This window comes from Pseudomonas sp. GL-B-12 (genome assembly GCF_019955895.1).
Classification (GTDB): Bacteria; Pseudomonadota; Gammaproteobacteria; order Pseudomonadales; family Pseudomonadaceae; genus Aquipseudomonas.
Genome location: NZ_JAHBCX010000087.1, coordinates 74800 through 95634, shown reverse-complemented (window position 1 = coordinate 95634; position 20835 = coordinate 74800). Strand labels below are relative to the sequence as shown.

Below are 20835 nucleotides of genomic sequence, written 5' to 3'. Positions count from 1 at the left end.
AATTTGTTAGATGGCCATTTTGCAGCTAAAGAAAATGTCCACCCCCCATATCGTGCCGCGGATGTTGCAATGCCTTGCCGATGGTCAGTGTGCTCATGCTATTGATTGCTTCTGACTAACAGGGAACATTCATGAACGGCTGCCATCGGCCGAGGCTGTGTAAAAACGGTTTTGAGCGCGGCAGGTACTCAAAATCGGACTGGAAATCGCGTTTCTACGCGAAATCCACATCTGCTGACGTGCCGATAAATTTCAGATTTAACGTAGATGCGCGTACTTCAATTTTGGTGAAGCGTTTTTACACACTCTGGGCCAGAAGGAGACATTCGTTTGCGTCGGGATGCCCCCTATCCAGTCGTCAGGCATTAAGCACTGTTGAGATGGTCGCGTATGAACTCGATGAACCGCTGGGTCTTCGCAGGAAGCAGCCGTGTTTCGGTCAGTGCGTAGACCGAGTTGCGAGTGCGACTACGACGAGATGTGCCACATCCTCGAAGGCACCGTGCGCCTGACCGATGCGGACGGCGTGGCGAAGACCTTCGGGCCGGGGGATTCGTTCGTGGTGGCGGCGGGGTTCAAGGGAACCTGGGAAAACATCACGCCGGTGCGCAAGGTGTATTTCATTCCCGGATGAGTTCGGCCCGGGCGGATAACGATGACAACTTTGCCGTCGCCTACCTGGGCCTGTCCCGCCCCGGCTCCGGGTCCGTCACCCGCGGATCGGACTTGCGCCCGGCCCTGGCAAGCCGGGACGACGCGTCGTGCGAGCAATCAGGCCTGCGCCTCGCCTGGGAACGCCGGCAGCCCGTACGTCAACGCAAGTTCCAAGGCCGGTTACAAGGGGTATAACTATCAGAACAAAAGGCGGGTCACCCAGAATAGGCCCTCCAAAGGCAGCGCCCGGGCCAGGCGCCCCAGGCCTGATCGGCGCCTGCGGCGCGGAGCGATGTGATGAGTTCCAGAGCATGGCGATGGGCTCGCAAGAGCCTTCTTGGCTGCATCGAGCTGGCCTTGCTGGTCGCTCCACTGTGCGCCAGCGCCATGTTCAAGTGCCAAGCCAGGGACGGCGCCATCAGCTACACCAGCCAAGCCATCGCCAGCGCCCGCTGCACTCGCCTGAATGGCATGGCGGGCGCCGGTGTCGGCGCCAAGGCAATGGCCCTGCCACGAGTTGTGCGGGACGACGACTCAGGCGCGGTGCGGATTCGGGTGTACACCTTCATCCACAAGGGTATTCGTCAATTTGTGAGCCGGCGCCCCACCGGGATCTCCGCACGGGTCGATGTCCTTGAGCTCTATTACATCAAGGGCTGCTATCTGTGCATGGCGCCGAAGGATTTCAAGGTCGCCTCACTGCGCCTGGACACCCATTCCTATCGGCGGGAGATCGAAGCCGCTTCGGGTCATTATGGTGTCGACAGGGCGCTGGTCCGCGCAGTGATACATGCCGAATCGGCGTTTCGCCCCAATGCCATTTCCGAAGCCGGCGCCCAGGGGCTGATGCAGTTGATGCCCGCCACCGCCGAGCGCTTCGCCGTGGACGATCCGTTCGACGCACGACAGAACATTCGTGGCGGCGTGCGCTACCTGGCCTGGCTGCTCAAGCGCTTCAACGGCAACCAGGTGCTGGCGTTGGCAGGTTACAACGCCGGCGAAGCGTCTGTGGTCGAGTACAACGGGGTGCCTCCCTACGCCGAGACGCAATCCTACGTCACCCTCGTGCAGTCCTTGACCGAACGATATCGCAACCATCGCTAGTACCGTAGGGCGCATAACCCGGAATAGGTAATACGCCGGCCCCTCCACGGCGGATAACGCTGGCGCGTTATCCGCCCTACGAAAGCAATCAGGTTCCGCGCTCGATCAATACGCCGGGCGGGGAATGGCTCAACCGAGCGTCCACGCTCACCGGTAGCTATCGACCGATTCTGTTGAAAAAGTCGACCATGGTTTGCGCAGCAGAAAAGTATGCGTCCGAGATTGAAATCTTTACTTTCGGCAGAGGCTTCCGGACTCAGATTTCACGTAGCAGTGTGCAAAAAAGGCGTTATAACCAGTCAATGACCAGGCTGTTTGGGCGAACCGACTTTTTCAACAGAATCGGCCGTTTTCTGTCGGTCGAGATCGGCAGCTATGGGTTGATCAGGGCTGATCGCAATAAGGACTGTTTGGAGTGCTCTGTAGGTGTTGCGCCTGGCACAGAGCGACCAAGGCGGACGTTCACGGGGACAGCGCTCTGACCGCAGGCAACGGCCGTACTATAATTAATTTCTGTCAATGTTTGCGTGGCGAGCGCTCCAAAACGAACCAGGTATCCATAGCGTTCACCTGACAGGCAGAGGGCGGCGCAGCAAATGGGATGGACAGTACGTCTGATTACGCGAGAGAGGGTTCAGCCATGAAAATTCACTCCTTCCAGCATTACTCTCATGGTCTGGAAATGGCCGTTCACGATGCATGGATTACCGCCAAGGTGAAGTCGGCCCTGGCATTTTCCGATCCGACCCTTAGCCTGCATATCAATGTCAAAACCCATGCGGGCATAGTGGGGTTAAGCGGCCGCGTCAACACTCATAGACAGTGTGAACAGGCCATTGGTCTGGCCCGTTCGGTTCATGGTGTCGCCGAAGTCGATGCCAGCGACTTGCAGACCCATGTGTTCACGCCAGGGAGTTTTCCAGAAGCGCCCAACGCCGAAGAGAGCACTGAGCGCCGGCCACAATCGTCAACAAAGATGGACGACAAATGATAATGGCAACTTTGTAGGCGCCGCGCTCCCAGTCGGGAACCGAGGGCGGAGGGAAGCTGAATGCCTGTGTGCCCCAGAGTGAATCGCACATGGTTTCGTGGACATTTCCGACTGGCTGCTTATGGCCGATTACTGCCTGTCGTGACGGGCACGAATCGGCCCGAAGCGGCCGGTCGGATGATCGAGGCCAGCCCAAAAGCGGACGTCTTAATTAGCGATCAGGTTGGTATCTACAAATCGGTAGGTGAACTCCATTGGGTCGGCAGTCAATCCCTTCTGCTGCATGTGTTTGGAATAGGAATCCCACGCGGCGTTGATATGGCTGGGAAGCTCATCTGGAAGATCCATCTGCTCGGCGACTATTTCAAACCACGTTCCTTGGGTGGCATAGGTCTCGCGTAGTTTGGGCTCCAGTTGAGCCAAGGCGTTCAATTGCTCTGGCTCAATCCTGCCGATGGATTTTAAAACGTAGAAATCCAATAGCTTTAGAAATGGTTTGCCTTCGTAGCGACTCACAGACGAATGGGGCAGAATTATTTTCCGTACCCCAAACGACTGCTTCTGGCCGCTTTCTGCCTGTCGCGAAGGACTGAAAACGACCGATTCTGGTGAAAAAGTGGCTCCCCTGTCGCGCCTGCGGTATTGGCGATCGGGTGAATTTCGAGTTCCAGTCTGAGGGTGCAAAAGCCACGGTTGTGTCCATTGAAAAGGTGAAATAATCACGAGACGCTTATCCCCTTCCCACAAGATGTAGGTTGGAAGGGGGGGTAGCTATCGAGCGATCCCGTTTGCAGGCTGTTGATGGTTATGTTGCAACTGGCGATGTTGTCTTGCCGGGCGAGCCCCGCGATGAACCCCGTCAGTCCGCTGTGCGCACCGTCCGTCAGACCAGACCCTAGATGGGTGATTTGACGGCGCTCAATGTGATGTTGATGATTCGAATTCAGCGAAGTTTTCGGCAATAGCAGTAAACAAATTTCTGGAGGGTTCCGAACGGAGTGTGATGTTTTTCCTTTTCATGCCCGAGCAATTCGAAAGGTGCACCAAACTCAGAGTGCAATTCGTCCGCGCTATAACGCCTCACAGGTAAACCGCTGCATTGGGTAGGCCCATCTTCTGCAAACGTGGCAACAATTACGTATCCACCAGGCTTTACAGATGTTAGTACTTTTTCGATATACGCCTGTCGCTCATCTGCAGTTGTAAGAAAGTGGAACACGGCTCGGTCGTGCCAGACATCATAGGTCTGAGGCGCAAGCGATACCCGAGTGACATCCCCCTCAATCCAGATGACTTTTTCTGCCTTACTGCCCAAGCGGTGTTTTGCTGTGGCAAGCGCTGAAGCAGAGAGGTCAAGAACACTCAGCTGGGTAAACCCGTTCTCTATCAGGTCATCAACCAGTGTCGACGCCCCGCCGCCCACGTCAATGATCGATGCGGAAAACGAGACGGCCGTCTGTTGAATCAATCGCAACGAGCTGGTGGCGTGTTCCTGAAACCAGCTGACAGCTTGCGCAGGCTTACTCGAATATACCTGTTCCCAATGCGCTTTCGATTGCATACAAGTCGTCCTCATTGATGTTTTAGTAAATTGTAGGCCCATTCCATCACTCGGTAGTTTCGCCCACCACTTGGCCTTTAAAGCCCCAATTCCAAGGCCAGCAAGTCCGACATCGGCTGCGGGCGTCTAATCAATCTGGCTTGCCTTTGCTCGATCAATACTTCCGGTAACAGGGGGCGGCTGTTGTAATTGGATGACATAGAGGCGCCGTACGCTCCCGCATCGTGGATGATCAGCAAGTCGCCAACCAGCGCCTCGGGCAGCAAACGCGGCGTCACCCCTGCTTCATCCTGCGTAAAGATATCGCCAGATTCACACAGGGGGCCGCCCACCACGTAGTCGTGCTCAGGGCGATTGATGGGAGCCCCCTCGGCATCCAGCAAGGTCATGTGGTGATAGGCGCCATAAAGGGCCGGGCGCATCAGGTCATTGAAGCCTGCGTTCACCAGGATGAAGTTTCGGCTGCCGACTTTTTTGACCGCGCGGACTTCGGTCACCAGACAACCGGATTCGGCAACCAGAAACCGGCCGGGTTCGATTTCCATCCGTACCGGATGACCAAGAAACGCTTCGATGTCCTGTCGGGCCTGACGCCATGCGTTGGCATAACGCTGGATGTCTACCGGCTCCTCGCCTTCGCGGTAGGGCGTGGAAAGCCCCCCGCCAATAGAAAACGCTTCGATATCGTGGTCGAGCATTTTCACGGCCGAGACCATTGCACAGCCCACCTGCTCCAGATGCGCGTAATCCACGCCCGAGCCGATGTGCATGTGCAATCCCACCAGCTTCAGCCCGAACTGCCGAATGACGTCGAGCGCTTCGTGAACCTGCTCATGCCAGATGCCATGCTTGCTGTTTTCACCACCGGTATTGGTCTTGCGGCTGTGACCATGGCCGAACCCTGGGTTGATCCGTAACCAGACGCGATGACCCCTAGAGCGTTCACCCAGTTGGCGGAGCATGTCGATCGACCCGGTATTTACCTCGATATTCAACTCGACCACGCGGCGCAGAGTCGCATCGTCGAACAGATCACAGGTAAAGACGATGCCTGCTGGTGTGCCGGCCGGGCTGAAACCTGCCAATAGTGCCCGCTCGATTTCACCCAGCGAGACGGCATCGACCCGAACGCCTTGCTCTCGTATCAAGCGCAGGATGTGCAGGTTGGAACAGGCTTTTTGTGCGAATCGAACAGTCTCGAAGCACGCCAGTTGATCGACGCGCGCCTTGATGGTCTGTGCGTCATAACACCAGAACGGGGTGCCATGTTCTGTGGCAATAGCGGCTAACTGCTGGAAGTCGGGCTGGTTGGGCATAGAGATAGTCGATCTGATCTAGGGAGTGGAGACCATCATGCCGATTGCAGAGCATTCAATAAAATATCTTCTTTTTAGTTATCAATTCAGTTCTGATATGGCCTTCAAGCGATCAATGAAGGTTGGGTATGAACGTCTCGTTGCGGCATATCGAAGTTTTCCGAGCAATCATGCAAGCAGGCAGCGTCACGGGAGCGGCGCGCTTATTGTTGACCTCCCAACCGACGCTCAGCCGGGAACTGGCCCGGTTTGAAAGCCTTTCGGGTTTGCGCCTGTTTGATCGGGAGGGCGGTAGGTTGGTACCGACGGCTCAGGCAGTAATGCTGCTCGAAGAGGTCGAACGCTCCTATATCGGGTTGGAACGAATCAATAGCGTTGCGCAATCGATCCGTCGTTTCGAACATGGGCAACTCAGCATCACCTGCCTGCCGCTGTTTTCTCAGACGCTATTGCCCAACGTTTGCAAGCAGTTTCATCAGCAGCATTCGGGCATAGGCTTGAGTATCACCGCGCAGGAATCGCCCTTGCTCGAGGAGTCTCTCAGCGCACAGCGTCACGACCTCGGCTTGACCGAAAGTGAACATGTGCCAAGAGGCACCCGAGGGGAATTGCTCTTTTGTGCCGACATGGTCTGCATACTGCCAGAGGGGCATCCTTTGCTGTCCAGGTCGCTGCTGACAATGGAGGACTTTCGCGGTGTCAATTTCATCAACCTGTCGGGCCTGGACATTTATCGTCAAAAGCTCGATGAGCACTTTCGTCTCGCTGGTGTCGATCGGCACACCGTGATCGAAACCACCAATGCCGCGTCAGTCTGTGCCATGGTCAGGCAACAATTGGGCGTGGCGATCATCAACCCATTGAGCGCCGTGCAAGAGTCAGGCAGGGGATTGGCTATTCGGCCAATCAACGTGTCCATTCCCTACCGAGTCATGCTGATAAGGCCTAATTTTCGACCTTCCTCAGTTTTCGTTGACGCCTTTTGCAAGGCACTGAGAGTTGAGGCGTTGAGTCTTGCCAGTGCCCTGGACAAGAGAATGGCGGGGGCCAGTCAGGTCGATACTCAGTAGGTTTTCTACATCCAGGTTTTGAACATAAGGTAGCCGGCAACCACAATGCATACAGCAGAAAAGCCCAGCTGTATCGATTTGGCGGGAATCCTGAGGGAGAGGACTCTTCCCAGCAGCATCCCGCTGACACTCGCAGCGATAAAAACGCCGCCCGTGACCGTTATGTGGGCTCCTGCATGAATGGCGCCTGTCACCGCAACAGCCGAGATCAGGGCGATAGTCATAAGTGAGGTCGCGACGATACCATGCATGCGGATGTCTGAAAGCTGTTGAAACGCAGGCACGATCAAGAACCCGCCTCCCACACCCAGCATCCCGGTGAGCAGCCCTGAAAGTGAGCCGACTACGGCAAGGCTTGCTGAGCATTTCGGTGTCCAGCGCAGTCGGCCGGTCTGAGGGTTGATCATGCAATTCTTTTCTTGCCAGCACTGCTGATTGTCGGCGGCCTTAGCCGAGTTGCCGTTCGCCTGTCGAATCATGCGTATCGCCACAATGACCATGACCATGCTGAACAGGGACGTCAGTACGGTGTTGGGCAGCAGATGGGCAAAGTACACGCCAAAACGCGAGAACACCGCCCCCAATAATGCCATCAGCAGGGCAGCCCGATAACGTACCAGACCTTTCCTCAGACCATCCACAGCCCCTACAGCTGCCGCTGCGCTGACGGCAAACAGCGCAACGGGCGCAGACTCAGTCATTGACCATCCCAAGCCGATCACTAGCGCCGGTACGGCCAGAATTCCACCCCCCGCACCCGTCAGGCCGAGAATGATGCCTATAGCGATCCCGAATATTCCACTCAGCAGCATGCTGGCTCCTCATTCGACCTTGGAGAGTTTGGTCAACCACTCACGGCCTTTGAGCATGCCGTTCCAGTAGAACCAGGGCAGGAACCGGGCCTTGAGGAACCATGCACTTTTTCGGGCAACCGTAGCGTCCAGGGGAAATGTGGGCAGCAGTTTCCCGCCGTAGCCGAACTCTGCCAGCACGACTTTGCCTTTTTCGACGGTCAGCGGGCATGACCCATAGCCGTCGTAGCGCAGCGGCATGGGCTGGTTGCCGCGTGCTGCCATGAGGTTCTCGGCGACGACGACGATTTGCTTGCGTGCAGCGGCAGCGGTCTTGGCGTTACTGGTGGAGCACACATCACCGAGCGCAAATACGTCCGGATAACGGCTGTGTTGCAGCGTCCCCGGATCCACTTCACACCACCCGGCGGCGTCCGCCAAAAGGCTTGTGCGGATGAAATCGGGGGCGACCTGTGCGGGGACGACATGGAGCATGTCGAAGGTCTTGGCCTGGCGAATGACTGCGCCGTGTTCGTCCTTGCTTTCAAACCAGGCTGTCCGGCTGGGGCCGTCAACTTTGACCAGGTTCGAGCCGAATACCAGCTGTGCTTGATACTTCTCGATGTATTTCATCAGGGGAGGGACGAAGGCCGGTACGCCGAACAGCGCTGCGCCAGCGAGATTGAACTCGACCTGCATATTCTGCAGAACACCTGATTTTTGCCAATGATCGCAGGAAAGGTACAGGGCCTTTTGCGGAGCGCCGGCACATTTGATCGGCATGCCGGGTTGGGAGAAGAGGGCCTTGCCTTTGCGTAATCCCTGCACCAGTTGCCAGGTGTAAGCGCAAAGGTCATAGCGGTAGTTGGATGTCACCCCGTTCTTGCCCAGGGTTTGCTCCAGCCCTTCGATTTTCTCCCAGGCAAGCCTAAGCCCGGGACAGACGATAAGGTTTCGATAAGCGACGCTTTTGCCGTTACTCAGCTTTAGACGTTTTCCGTTCGGCAGGACTTCAACCACCGCAGCCTTGATCCAGGTGGCCCCGCGCGGGATGACGTGCGACATGGGCCTGACGGTCTTGCGAACGTCATAAGCCCCTCCACCGACCAGCGTCCAGGCCGGCTGATAATAGTGCTGATCATTGGGTTCGATGAGCGTGATCTGCAGATCGGGAGCACGCTTGAGCAGGCTTGCCACGACACCAATGCCTGCAGACCCGCCACCAATGACGACGACGTCGGCAGTGATATCGGGGCGTCCACGGGCATCTTCTGTCCCAGAGGCTGTTGCGTTTTGATTGAGCGTAGTCATCTGCATTCCATTTGATTGATTAAATGGGATATTTCAGTCGTTCTGCCTAAGTTCCGATATTCATTCAGAACATGTTGAGCGGTATCTTCAAATAGCTGATGCCATTGGCGCTGGCCGCAGGTGTCTCACCGGCTCGCATGTTGATCTGCACCGACGGCAGCAGCAGCCTGGGTTGGTTCAGGGTCTTGTCGCGCGCCGTGCGCAGAGCGACGAAATCAGCCTCGGCGATGCCCTTGCCGATATGGATGTTGTGCGCGCGCTCTTCGTCCACTGTGGTCTGGTGGCAGTAGGCGTCGCGGCCAGGCGCTTTGTAGTCGTGGCACATGAACAGTCGCGTGCTGCCCGGTAGCTGGAACAGACGGCCAATCGAGCGGTACAACTGGTGTACGTCGCCGCCAGGAAAATCGCAGCGGGCGGTGCCACAATCGGGCATGAACAACGTGTCACCGACGAAAGCGGCATCTTCGATCAGGTACGTCACGCAGGCCGGGGTATGGCCAGGCGTGTGCAGCACACTGACAGCCACGGCGCCGACATGGAACGTTTCGTTGTCGGCGAACAAACGGTCGAACTGGCTGCCGTCCGGGCTCCAGTCATCGTCGGCGTCGAACAGCGTGGCAAAGGCCTTCTGCACCTGAGGAATACGGTCGCCAATGCCGATCTGTCCACCCAGTTGACGCTTGAGGTAGCGGGCAGCCGAGAGGTGGTCGGCATGCACATGGGTTTCCAGAATCCACTCCAGTGTTAGCGCGTTGGCGCGCACATGCTCGATAAGGAGTTCGGCACTTGAATACGAGATACGCGCGGCGGCGGCATCGTAGTCGAGCACCGGATCGATGATCGCGCAGTGCCGGGTCACCGGGTCGATGACCAGGTAACTGTAGGTACAGCTCTCGGCGTCGAAGAATGTCTCAACATGAAATTGCATGGTCATTGCCTCCATTCTCAAGGGGGCGGTCATCGAGCCTGCCCCCTGTACTCCATTCAGCAGGCTTGCGGCATACCACTCTCGACCCAGGGCGAGCGGATATCGGACAGGAATCGCTGCGCGCGAGGGTGTTCAGGGCGCAGGAAGAAAGACTCGGGCGTCGCTCGTTCGAGCACCTTGCCTTGATCCATGAAGATCACTCGATCGGCCACTTCACGCGCGAAACCCATCTCATGGGTGACGCACACCATGGTCATGCCTTCCTTGGCCAGGCTTTTCATTGCTTGAAGCACTTCGCCGACCATCTCAGGGTCCAACGCGGAAGTGGGTTCATCGAACAGCATCACCGGCGGGTTCATTGCCAATGCCCTGGCGATGGCCACGCGCTGTTGCTGGCCACCCGATAACTCGGATGGGTAAGCGCATGCCTTGTGGGCCAGCCCTACGCGGTCCAGCAAGCTCATGGCCAGATCGTCCGCTTCCTTGGCACCCAGCTTGTGCAGGCGACGCGGAGCCAGCGTGCAGTTCTCGAGAACGGTGAGGTGGGGAAACAGATTGAACTGCTGGAACACGAAGCCAATACCGCTGCGCAAGGCGTTCACGCTGACGGAGCGATCATAGATATCCACGCCATCGATAAAGATATTCCCGCTCTGGATGGCTTCCAGCCGATTGAGCGTGCGAATCATCGTCGACTTGCCGGAGCCGGACGGACCGCAGACCACGACCACCTCACCCTTGGCGACGGTTTCGTTGATATCAGCCAGAGCATGGTAGTTGCCGTACCACTTGTTAACGTTTTTCAGTTTGATCATGGGATTAAACCTTTGCAGTTCGGACAGCGAGACGTCTTTCCAGCCAGAAGGCGAAGCGCGACAAGCTGAAACACATAACGAAGTAAGTGAGGCCAAGTACGGCATAGACCTGGACCGGCTTGGTGAGCAACTGAGCACTGATCTGGGAGGCGACGAACGACACTTCCGAGAGGCTGATGATGTAACCCAGCGAGGTCTCCTTGATGGTGGAGACAAACTGATTCACCAGCGAGGGCAGCATGTTGCGAAAGGCCTGGGGCATGATGACCAGGCGCATTGTCGCCAGGTACGAAAAGCCGAGTGAACGGGAGCTTTCCATTTGCCCTCGAGGCAATCCAAGAATGCCTGCGCGAATGATTTCTGCGAGGTATACCCCATCAAAAATCACCAAGGCAGCCAGCATGGTGCCAAATTGCTCGGTGCGTTGACCGGTCAGGGTTGGCAGAAGGAAATAGGCCCAGAAAATCACCATCAGCAAGGGTGTGCCACGCAGTATGTACACCACGCTTGTGACCGGCACACGCAACAGCCGGTACGGGCTGATGCGGCAGAGCGCGAGCAGTACCCCGACAGGAAAGGCCAGCACCAGGGCCAGCGCTGCCAGGATCAGCGTCATTGCCAAGCCGCCCAAGGGGCCGTTTGGGTACTGGCCAATCAGGTAGAAAAGCCCGTAGTTGTGGATGATATCGAGCATCGTCAGGCACTCCGGACGGGATAGCGTTGCTGGTACCAGCTGGACAGCAGTGTGATGATGATCGAGACGCCGACATAACCTACCGTGGTAACGGCGTACGATTCGAAACCCCTGAATGTGGAGCTTTCCACCTGCTGGGCCTGATACATCATTTCAGCGACGCCGATCACCATGGCGATGCTGGTGTTCTTCCACAGGTTAAGTGTCTGGCTAATCAGCGGCGGCACTGTTACCCGCAGTGACTGCGGGAGGATGACCAGGCGCATGGTGCCGAGGAAGCCAAAGCCCAGGGTCCGGCCAGCCTCCATTTGTTCCTTGGGAATGGAACGCAAGCCGCTGCGGATGTCCTCGGACATGTAGGCTGCGGTGTAGAGCACCAGAGCGATAACCGCACTGACCGCTTCGATATTGTGTTCGTAGATCCATGTCTTGATCGGGGTTGGCAGCAGCTCCGGTGCCCCGAAATACCAGAACAGCATGTGTGCCAGCAGCGGGACGTTGCGTATCGCTTCCACATAAGTGATCGCGATTGCCCGGAGTGCAGCGTAAGGGGCCATTCGCAATACAGCGATGACGATTGCCAGCGGTAGGGCAATGGCCAGCGAGATCAATGCGAGTTGGATGGACAGCAGGAAGCCATTGATGAGCCACTCGTGATACTGCCCGGATAGCACAACCGATAAATCAAACGTATTCATAACTAGGCCCGTGGCCCGACCCCAAGGTCGGGCCCTCAATGAAGTTAGTTGATTTGGTCGGTTTCGATCTTGAATGAGCGGCTGGCGAATTTCATGTTGGTCTCAGGGCCAAACCACTTGGTGAAGAGCATCTCAGCCTTGCCAGACGACTCCAGATCGCGCAGCGTCTTGTTCACCTGCTCCTGGAAGGCGGGTTCTTCTTTTCTCAGGCCCAGCGCAATGTGCTCGGTGGACAGGGGCGTTGGGAGAATCCGAAAATCTTTTGCCGCATCACCCAGCTTGGCGAAGTTGCCGGCCAATGAGGTCTCATCGTTGGCGTAACCCAGTCCTTTGCCCTGTTGCAAGGCGAGCAGGGCTTGAGGGTTGCTGTCGAACGATACGATCTGGGCGTCAGCGATCTTCGCGCGGATGCTCTGCTCCATGGTGGAGCCTTTGATCGTCAAGATTTTCTTGCCGTCCAGTTGGTCGAGTTGATTGACGCCACTGTCAGTCTTGACCATGACTTTCTGACCCGTGATGAAGGTCGAAAGGGAGAAGTTGATCAATGCTTCCCGTTCTTTGTTATGGGTCAGGGAGGCAGCCAGAAGATCGACACGGCCTTGTTGTAATTCAGGAATCCGTGCGGCGACGGTCAACTGCTTGAGTACCGGTTTGACCCCGATGGTCGCGGCAATGGCGTTGCACATGTCGACGTCGTAACCGACGATCGCGCGAGACGCTGGGTCCTTGATGTAGCTGAATGGCTCGTCGGTGCCGAGCACACCACAGACTAACTCACCCTTGGCCTTGATATCGCTGAGTTGATCAGCTGCAGCAGAGAAGCTGGTTGCCAGCGTCAGTGCCAGTACTGCGGTTTTCCAGTGTTTTTTGAGCATGCGGTTCGTTTGCATTTTATAGACCTTATTGTTTGATAAACGGAACGCCAGTTTTCATGAAACGTCAGTGCAGTGGACCTCGATAGCCTCTTGCGGGTGGAGTGGGAATTTCTGTTATTCGACGTTGGTCGTGGGTAGCCGCACAAAGCCCGCATTCAAATCGGCGATCAGATCGTCGACATGTTCCAGGCCGATGGAGAGTCGGATCAGGTTCTCGCTGATGCCCAGGCTGATTTTCTGTTCATGGCTCAACGAGTTGTGCGACATGCTGTAGGAGTGGTTGATCATGCTCTCCACCCCGCCCAGGGAATCGGCCAATACAAAGATCGACAGCTGTTCGATGAAGGGTGCTATGGCCTTGCGATTGGCCTTCAACTTCAACGAGACCACTGCGCCGCCAGAACGCATCTGGCGTTTGCACAGCTCGTGCTGCGGATGGCTTTCCAGTCCGGGGTAGTACACCGCCTCTACCTGCGGGTGCTGGTTGAGGTAGAGAGCGATCTGTAGCGCATTGCTGCACTGGCGCTCCATGCGCACGTCGAGGGTCTTGAGCCCACGCAGGGCGAGGTAGCAGTCGAACGGTCCCTGGACTGCTCCAATGGCCATGCTGATGCCGCGCAGGCGGGTGAACAGTTGCTCATTGGCTGCCACCACGACTCCACCGATCAGGTCGGAGTGCCCACCAATGTATTTACTCGCTGAGTGCATCACCAGGTCGACGCCGTGCTCGATCGGACGCTGGTTCCAGGGTGAGCAGAAGGTGTTGTCGACGCAAGTCAGGATGCCGTGGGCACGGGCAAACTCTGTCACGCACTGGATGTCCACCAGCCGCAGCAGAGGGTTGGTCGGTGTCTCGATCCAGATCAGCCGGGTGTTGTCGCGGCGACTGGCGGCCAGTGCCTCAAGGTCATTGAGGTCGACGTAAGTGGTGGTGAGCCCGGACGTCTTGCTGCGGTAGTCTTCCATCAGGCGGAAGGTGCCCCCGTAGACGCCCGCCATCACGATTACATGGGAGTCCTTGGGCAATAGCTCAAGCACGGTGGCGGTCGCAGCCAGACCCGAAGCGCAGGCCACGGCTCCAAAGCCATGCTCCAACTGCGCAATGCAGCTCTCATAGGCATGTCGGGTTGGGTTACCCACTCGTCCATAGGCGTAGTCTGGGTTGTCGTCAAGGCTGCGCTTGATGAACGAACTGGAGGTGACGATTGCCGGGAAGATGGTGTTGTCGGCATAGGTCGACTGTTCGCCAGCGTGGATCACTTGGGTCGAAAAGTTGCTCTTGTTCTGGCTCATAGTCAGTCGTGACTCACGTGTATTAAAGGTAGCAATCGAGTTGTTTCGCATAGGGTGTGATGTCGCCGATGTGGCGAGCGACCCAGTCGCGGTCGTAATAGGTGTCCAGATAGCGTTCACCGCTATCGCACATCAGGGTCACGATAGAACCCTGCAGACCTTGCTCCTGCATCCTCGATGCGACTTTCAGCGCGCCCCACATGTTGGTACCGGTGGACCCCCCTGGCTTCCTCCCGAGTATTTTCTCCAGCCAATAAAGGGTGGCGATGCTGGCCGCGTCGGGGATCTTGAGCATGTCGTCGATCACATCTGGCAGGAACGACGGCTCGACCTGGGGACGACCGATGCCTTCTATGCGACTGCCTTTGCTGCCGGAAAGACTTGAGTCGCCTGTTCGATAGCTGTCATAGAAAACCGAGTACTCGGGGTCCACCACGATCAGTTGAGTGTCATGACCCTTGTAGCGGATGTAGCGGCCGATGGTGGCGGTAGTGCCGCCAGTCCCTGCACTCATGACCACCGCGTGGGGAATGGGGTGCGCCTCGCCGGTCATTTGCTGGAAGATACTGTCGGCAATATTGTTGTTGCCACGCCAATCCGTTGCCCGCTCGGCATAGGTAAACTGATCCATGTAGTGCCCTTCGCTTTCGCGTGCCAGGCGCTGCGCCTGGGCATAGACCTCTGACGAATGATCAACGAAGTAACAGTGCCCGCCGAGCAGCTCGAGCTGCTCTATCTTTTTGCTCGCGGTGTTGCGCGGCATGACGGCGGTGAAGCGCAGGCCAAGCATTTTGGCGAAGTAGGCTTCGGACACAGCAGTGCTGCCCGAGGATGCCTCGACCACATGGGTACCCTCTCGGATCTTGCCACTGCAAATGGCATGTAGAAAAAGCGAGCGCGCCAGCCGATGTTTGAGACTGCCAGTTGGATGTGTGCTCTCGTCCTTGAGGTAAATGTCGATGCCCTTCAACCCTGGAATTTCCAGCTTGTGGATGTGGGTGTCGGCGGAGCGCAGCAGATCGCAGGAGATACGGCTGACTGCTGTACGGATCCAATCGTTCACAGAGTTTCCCTCGCCCCGACAGGCGTCAACGGCATAAGGACCATCGCCTGAGGCGTGGCGAGTGTGGCGATGATCTTCTTCATTTTTGAGTGGCTCCAAGCACGGTTTTTATGGTGTAAATCCTACTGCCACCCACTCGAAATTTAATTTCCATTTCTTCAGTTCTTAGGCTATTTTTTAGAAAAAATTTCTACGAACTCACAAATAAGAAGAAAAAATGGATAGCTTTGATCGCCACATCCTCTCCCTCCTGCAACGCGATGCCGACATGCCTATCAAAGATCTGGCTGAAGCCGTCAACCTTTCAACGACCCCCTGCTGGAAGCGGATCAAGAAACTCGAGAAAGAGGGCTATATCAGGGCCAAAGTAGCCCTGCTGGACCCAGTGCTACTGGGTCTTGGGTTATCGGTGCTGGTGCAGGTCAAGACGCAGCGTCATGACAAGGTCTGGCTGGATACATTCGCCAAGACCGTGTCGCAGTTCGAGGAAGTGATGGCGTTCTATCGGATGTCGGGAGACTGGGACTATATGTTGCGCGTTGTGGTCAGCGACATTGCAGCCTATGACACTTTCTACAAGAAGCTGATCACGAGCGTCGACGGACTTTCCAACATCACATCAAGCTTTGCCATGGAGCAGATCAAGTACACGACGGCGCTGCCTTTGCCTCGATAATCTGCTGTTTGTGGCAGGTGCATCTGCCACAAAGCAATCTCTGACAGGACAGCGGTGTACCTGTTACAAGCCCGCGTCCTGCCCACCCATTCTGCTGCTACCGCTCTGGGAGTGGGACGATTACCGAAAGCGATACACGTTCCGACAACTTTCTATTGTTGGACGTCCATCGCCCCGAGGAATTTTGAGTACCTTCAGAGCGCAATTCCATCCAAATACGCTTTCTCATTATCGGGTTTTAACGAAATCGACCGTTTTGGAGAATGATATTTCTCATTCCACGAAAAACCTGACAAAAATTGAAAAAATCATACTCCCCCTTCTGATTACACTCTTTCCATCACAAACAGGCTCAAAAACGATGCCTACGAGGGCGGTGCGTTTATGAGCGATGAGTCTTGATCGCAAACTCAGAAAGGTGCGGCTTATGTCTTATTCCAGCTATCACAAAAAAACTATCGGAAGCCATGCGTTGCACCCTGAGACATTGATGATGTCTTATGGTTACGACCCGTTCCTCTCGGAAGGCGCAGTCAAACCACCGGTTTTCCTGACCTCCACCTTTGCGTTTCGCACGGCTGAGGAAGGTGCAGAATTCTTCGATGTCGTGTCGGGTCGTAAACCGATTCCGCAGGACTCATCAGCTGGCCTGGTCTACAGCCGCTTCAATCATCCCAACCTAGAAATCGTCGAGGACCGCCTCGCGCTGCTGGATGGCTCAGAAGCCGCCGCAATTACATCCAGTGGAATGTCCGCCATCAGTGCTGTTTTGTTTGCGTTTCTGCGCCCAGGCGATCAACTGGTGCAATCGGCACCGCTGTACGGTGGTACTGAGACCCTGATTAGCAAAATTCTCTCGGATTGGGGCATCGGCTCGCATGGTTTTGACGACGGCCTGTCCATGCAATCCATTGCAGATGCACTCGAAACTGCTGCCTGCAAGGGGCGAGTTAGAATTTGCTATATCGAGACTCCGGCTAACCCGACCAATGCACTGATCGATCTGGAAGGGTTGCGCAAGGAAATAGACGCTTTCGAAACGCGCCATAGCTACCGGCCATTCATTGTCTGCGATAACACCCTGCTCGGGCCTATCTTCCAGAAGCCGGTGAAACACGGTGTTGACCTGTGCGTGTATTCGCTAACCAAGTATGTGGGTGGACACAGTGACCTTGTTGCCGGAGGCATCACGGGCACCAAAGAGCTGATCAACAAAATACGCAGCGTTCGCAGCTCGTTCGGCTCGCAACTCGATCCACATTCCTCATGGATGATCTCCCGCTCGATGGAAACGCTCGTCCTGCGCATGAAAGAGGCCGCAAGAACCGGCACTGTGATCGCTCGCTGGCTGGCCAGCAACCCCCACCAGAAAGTCGTCGTTCTGCATCCAGAGCTTATTGAGGATGGCAGCTATCAGGAGGTCTACCGCCGGCAATGCACGGGCCCTGGCTCAACCTTCTCGTTCGTACTGGACGGCGGTCGCGAACGGGCCTTCCGCTTTATCAACGCCCTGCATCTTTTCAAGTCGGCTGTCAGTCTCGGAGGCACTGAGTCCCTGGTTTGTCATCCAGCTTCGACCACACAATCGGGTGTGCCGCAGGCTCTGCGCAGTAAAGCAGGGGTGTCCGAGGGGTTGATCCGGATCTCGATTGGCCTCGAGCACGAGGAAGATCTGATCGCTGATCTGGATAATGCTCTGCGTCATTGCTGAGCACCTGAGGAAAACAATGAGAAGCTGAAAAAATAGGCTGACGGGGGACTGAGTCTGAACAGCAAATGGTAGATATCAATCCCCCGAAATACTGGGTTCGCTGGAGGTGTTTGATACGTCGACCTGTCCACCAGCACGAGACATTGTACTGCTGACTGTGGTCGGCTTGCTGGTGACAGTGGTCATACCTTCGGAATATGCCGCTGATCATCCTTGCCCAAGAGGCCTTGGCGGATGCAGCTCCGCCGCAAGCAATAGCTCCAGCTCCAGCTCCAGCTCCAGCTCCAGCTCCAGCTCCAGCTCCGCAGATTGCGCAAATCCAACCCGCTGTACAACCTGCAACTCAGCCAGTCCGAAAGTCGACTCAGCACTAAAAACAGATCAAATACCCGCTCCAACAGAACCTCAACTATCTACGCAGCTGTGCCGGACTACTTCCATAGTCCTTTCCTGCGAACCTGAATGTAGAACACTAGTCAATTCATACCCCCCCCCCGCAGCACGCTGCATTTCCAGCACGCTTTGTAACCATGATCGGCAGAGAACGGCCAAAAGCAGCAGTTCAAGACTCCTAAAAATCCAGAGGTCATTCAGCTTTGTGCTGAGCCACGTGAACGTTAAACCGCCCCAACAACGCTTACGGGTAGGCCGGGACTATCTTTGCCTGCTCGATCAGCCAATCGATGAGCAAAGCTATCTCAGGGATATCGCGACTCTCCTCGTTGCAGATGCAGAAATAGTCCATCCCCGTCGGCACCTTCAGTGCAAAGGGCTGCACCAGGCGGCCCTCATCCAAATCGCGCAATGAATTGATCTCGTCGCTGAGTGCAACACCATAGCCATCTCGCGCCGCCTGCAGGGCAATACCGAAGTCCTCCAGATGAACATCGGCATCACCTGGGTAAGGCAAGCGCGCCTCAAGTAGCCAGCGCCGCCATTGAGCGCCGTCATCCTCATGCAATAGGCGGTGGTGAACAAGGTCGGACGGCTGCTTGAGCGCACGCGGGCCGCGCAGCAATTGCGGGCAGCAGACGGGAAACATATGCAGGCTTTGCAGTGGTCGCCACCAGAAACCCTCCCACGTCGGAGCGTCGTAGAGCACGGCGATATCGGCCCTGCGCCAGTCCACCTCGCTGATGTCGTCGGCAGTAATGACGCGCAGGTGAATGTGCGGATGTTCTGCACGAAAGGCGAACAACTTCGGCATCAGCCAGGCCGCGCCAAAAATCGGTTCCGTGGAAATGGTCAGGACTTTCGTCGCCGGCTCCTGGAAGTACGCCTCGGAAATCTGTCGCACCCCTTCGGTGATCTCGCCGATGCCGCGAGCTACCGAACGTTGTAGCGCCAAGCCTCGTTCGGTCAGCACCAGGAAGCGGCCCTGCTTGTAGAAAAGATCGATGCCGAGTGAGCTCTGTAACGCTCTTATCTGCTGGCTGACAGCCCCGGCGGTGACATGCAGCTCAGCGGCGGCCGCACCGACATGGCCCAGCCTTGCAACACATTCAAATACGCGAAACGCATGGAGCGGAGGTAAGGGCATGCGGGTTTACCATTTAGTTTTTCTGCCTGTTTTTTTGACAATTTATATAGATTGATTGTGCCTTGAGCAACCGCAAAGATTCAGCGGAGGGAGGCCAAAGACAACAATTCAATAGGTGGCCCTACGAAGCACAGGCAACAACAGGTGTGGCAAGGAAGCGATGAGGGGTGGGCTCGGTGCACCTCTACCTGTTTCGCTCGTGTGCCTTGGTAAATGAGATATCTGGCTGGATAACCTGGGGGACTCGTTACATGGATCAAGAACAAGATATTCAGTTGGCAACAGAGCCGTTGATGGCAGATCAAGCCGCAATGGAGGGGCCTACGAACCCGGGAAGGCGCCGGTTCAATATGGGCGCGTTGGTGGCTATTACTGCAACTGCCATCGGTACATCAGGGCTTGGACGCTTGGCCCGAGCGGCGGAGCCCAACCCTGCCTCCGATGGCTATCGGGTGCCGGCAGAGTGGGAGCCACACCAGAGCGTGTTGATGGCGTATCCCTATGACAAGAGCTACAAGGACCAGCTGAAACCCATGCAGGATTCTGTCATCAACGTAGCGAATGCCATTGCGCAGTTCGAGCCGGTCTTGATGATGGCGATGACCGGCAATACCGAGGTTGTACGCAAGCGCTGCGGCCCTAACGTTACTGTCATCGAGTATCCATACAACGATTGCTGGACCCGTGATACCGCGCCAGTATTCGCGCTGAGCCCATCAGGGCAAGACATGCTGGGACGCGATTTTATTTTCAACGGCTGGGGCAACAGGTGGTCGGCCACCCTGGATGATCAATTGCCCGTCGGCGTGTGCGCCACCCTTAACGTGCCTAAATCAACAGTCAATATGGTCTTTGAAGGTGGCGCCGTGATTACCGATGGGCAGGGCACGCTCATTACCACCGAACAGTGCCTGCTCAATCCCAATCGGAATCCGAGCATGACGAAGGCACAGATCGAGACCGCGCTGCTCCGTGCCTACAACGCGACCAAGATGATCTGGCTGCCGTATGGGGTGTACGGCGACGACGGCGCTGCCGCTACCGATGGGCATGTCGACCTGGTTGCTGCCTACATCGAGCCAGCCCATCTGCTATTGAATTACCCGTCGGACCCAAACAACCCCAACGTGCCCAGGATGGCGGCAAACCTGACAGTGCTGCAACAAAGCACCGATGCAAGGGGCCGTCCCTTCAGGATTACCAAGATGCCCGTCCAGCCAACATTCAAGGTGTCAGGCCTGACGGTGGAGAACTTCAGCTACATCAACTTCTACAAATCCAACGTCGGCATCGTGGTTCCTACTTCAAGCACTCCTGCAGATGAGATTGCCTTGAATCTCTTCCGGGAGATTTTTCCGGGACGGCCAGTCGTGGGTGTCGATGGCACCATCCTTGCCAACAATGGCGGTGGTGTGCATTGCATCACCCAACACATTCCTAGTGTCGGTTAGCGCTGAAAAGAATTGCCGCCTATGAGACGCAAGCAATAGCCAGACTGCTTTCCCTCGCAGGGTTGGGCCAGTTCGGCTGATCCAGCCCTGCGCGGGGAATCACTGCCTAACTCCAAAAGATGACGTGCCCGCGTTTGTGCATGCCACTGCCTGGTGCATCCCGTCAGCGCCTGCACAAAGCGTAGGAGACATCGGCGTGAGACCCTATCGTTTAGTTTTTTTGCTTGAATTACTTGTAGTTTATATAGATTGATTGTGATTCAAGCAGCCGTAACAATTCATTTGGAGCTAGG

20 protein-coding genes are annotated in these 20835 nt (G+C 56.3%); 7 read left to right on the top strand and 13 right to left on the bottom strand.

Translation table 11 applies throughout. From position 1 onward, the window contains the following. The first annotated feature begins 430 nt into the window (after positions 1-430). From KGA85_RS30035 to KGA85_RS30025, 3 genes are all read left to right on the top strand, one after another. The gene (locus KGA85_RS30035; protein WP_223455657.1) at positions 431-634 is read left to right on the top strand and encodes a cupin domain-containing protein; all 204 of its coding nucleotides are present in this window, start codon (positions 431-433) and stop codon (positions 632-634) included. A 317-nt stretch (positions 635-951) separates the two neighbouring features. Then, positions 952-1758, top strand: coding sequence for a lytic transglycosylase domain-containing protein (locus tag KGA85_RS30030; protein WP_223455656.1), 807 nt, complete (start codon positions 952-954; stop codon positions 1756-1758). A gap of 640 nt (positions 1759-2398) precedes the next feature. Continuing rightward, positions 2399-2749 carry a BON domain-containing protein gene (locus KGA85_RS30025; RefSeq protein ID WP_150812540.1) on the top strand — a complete coding sequence of 117 codons (351 nt, stop codon included), beginning with the start codon at positions 2399-2401 and terminating at the stop codon, positions 2747-2749. Positions 2750-2956: 207 nt separating this feature from the next. Here KGA85_RS30025 and KGA85_RS30020 read toward each other — a convergent pair whose 3' ends face one another. The 3 genes from KGA85_RS30020 to lysA all read right to left on the bottom strand — a co-directional run bounded on the left by KGA85_RS30020 (position 2957) and on the right by lysA (position 5626). Then, entirely contained in the window at positions 2957-3472 is a 516-nt protein-coding gene (locus KGA85_RS30020) for a hypothetical protein (protein ID WP_223455655.1), read from the bottom strand. Positions 3473-3692: 220 nt separating this feature from the next. Further along, positions 3693-4310 (bottom strand): class I SAM-dependent methyltransferase, encoded by a 618-nt coding sequence (locus KGA85_RS30015; protein ID WP_223455654.1) that lies wholly within the window; start codon positions 4308-4310, stop codon positions 3693-3695. A 77-nt stretch (positions 4311-4387) separates the two neighbouring features. Further along, positions 4388-5626, bottom strand: coding sequence for a diaminopimelate decarboxylase (lysA, locus tag KGA85_RS30010; protein WP_263287299.1), 1239 nt, complete (start codon positions 5624-5626; stop codon positions 4388-4390). Between the two features lie 128 nt (positions 5627-5754). On the opposite strand from lysA, the gene KGA85_RS30005 reads away from it, so the two are divergent. Beyond that, the gene (locus KGA85_RS30005; protein WP_223455653.1) at positions 5755-6696 is read left to right on the top strand and encodes a LysR family transcriptional regulator; all 942 of its coding nucleotides are present in this window, start codon (positions 5755-5757) and stop codon (positions 6694-6696) included. Between the two features lie 5 nt (positions 6697-6701). Here KGA85_RS30005 and KGA85_RS30000 read toward each other — a convergent pair whose 3' ends face one another. From KGA85_RS30000 to KGA85_RS29960, 9 genes are all read right to left on the bottom strand, one after another. Beyond that, positions 6702-7508: a sulfite exporter TauE/SafE family protein gene (locus tag KGA85_RS30000; protein ID WP_223455652.1), complete on the bottom strand. Its 807-nt coding sequence runs from the start codon at positions 7506-7508 to the stop codon at positions 6702-6704. Between the two features lie 9 nt (positions 7509-7517). Continuing rightward, the gene (locus tag KGA85_RS29995; RefSeq protein WP_223455651.1) at positions 7518-8798 is read right to left on the bottom strand and encodes an FAD/NAD(P)-binding oxidoreductase; all 1281 of its coding nucleotides are present in this window, start codon (positions 8796-8798) and stop codon (positions 7518-7520) included. Between the two features lie 64 nt (positions 8799-8862). Beyond that, positions 8863-9726, bottom strand: a complete 864-nt coding sequence (locus KGA85_RS29990) for an MBL fold metallo-hydrolase (RefSeq protein ID WP_223455650.1) — start codon at positions 9724-9726, stop codon at positions 8863-8865. Positions 9727-9782: 56 nt separating this feature from the next. Next, the gene (locus KGA85_RS29985) at positions 9783-10541 is read right to left on the bottom strand and encodes an amino acid ABC transporter ATP-binding protein (protein ID WP_223455649.1); all 759 of its coding nucleotides are present in this window, start codon (positions 10539-10541) and stop codon (positions 9783-9785) included. Positions 10542-10545: 4 nt separating this feature from the next. Next, a complete protein-coding gene (locus tag KGA85_RS29980; protein ID WP_411741638.1) occupies positions 10546-11235 on the bottom strand; it encodes an amino acid ABC transporter permease in 690 nt (229 codons plus the stop codon). A gap of 2 nt (positions 11236-11237) precedes the next feature. Further along, positions 11238-11933: an amino acid ABC transporter permease gene (locus KGA85_RS29975; protein ID WP_046043099.1), complete on the bottom strand. Its 696-nt coding sequence runs from the start codon at positions 11931-11933 to the stop codon at positions 11238-11240. Positions 11934-11977: 44 nt separating this feature from the next. After that, the gene (locus KGA85_RS29970; RefSeq protein ID WP_046043098.1) at positions 11978-12823 is read right to left on the bottom strand and encodes an ABC transporter substrate-binding protein; all 846 of its coding nucleotides are present in this window, start codon (positions 12821-12823) and stop codon (positions 11978-11980) included. A 99-nt stretch (positions 12824-12922) separates the two neighbouring features. After that, positions 12923-14101 (bottom strand): trans-sulfuration enzyme family protein, encoded by a 1179-nt coding sequence (locus KGA85_RS29965; protein WP_223455648.1) that lies wholly within the window; start codon positions 14099-14101, stop codon positions 12923-12925. 22 nt (positions 14102-14123) lie between these two features. Continuing rightward, on the bottom strand, positions 14124-15164 hold the full coding sequence (locus tag KGA85_RS29960; RefSeq protein ID WP_223543612.1) for a PLP-dependent cysteine synthase family protein: 1041 nt from the start codon (positions 15162-15164) through the stop codon (positions 14124-14126). A 217-nt stretch (positions 15165-15381) separates the two neighbouring features. Here KGA85_RS29960 and KGA85_RS29955 point away from each other — a divergent pair, with 217 nt between their 5' ends. Beyond that, on the top strand, positions 15382-15840 hold the full coding sequence (locus KGA85_RS29955; RefSeq protein ID WP_046043095.1) for an Lrp/AsnC family transcriptional regulator: 459 nt from the start codon (positions 15382-15384) through the stop codon (positions 15838-15840). A 427-nt stretch (positions 15841-16267) separates the two neighbouring features. Further along, a complete protein-coding gene (locus tag KGA85_RS29950) occupies positions 16268-17551 on the top strand; it encodes a cystathionine gamma-synthase family protein (protein ID WP_223455647.1) in 1284 nt (427 codons plus the stop codon). A 637-nt stretch (positions 17552-18188) separates the two neighbouring features. On the opposite strand, the gene KGA85_RS29945 is transcribed toward KGA85_RS29950, so the two are convergent. Continuing rightward, positions 18189-19091: a LysR substrate-binding domain-containing protein gene (locus KGA85_RS29945; protein ID WP_223455646.1), complete on the bottom strand. Its 903-nt coding sequence runs from the start codon at positions 19089-19091 to the stop codon at positions 18189-18191. Positions 19092-19342: 251 nt separating this feature from the next. Here KGA85_RS29945 and KGA85_RS29940 point away from each other — a divergent pair, with 251 nt between their 5' ends. Beyond that, on the top strand, positions 19343-20542 hold the full coding sequence (locus KGA85_RS29940) for an agmatine deiminase family protein (protein WP_223455645.1): 1200 nt from the start codon (positions 19343-19345) through the stop codon (positions 20540-20542). The last annotated feature ends 293 nt before the right edge of the window (positions 20543-20835 follow it).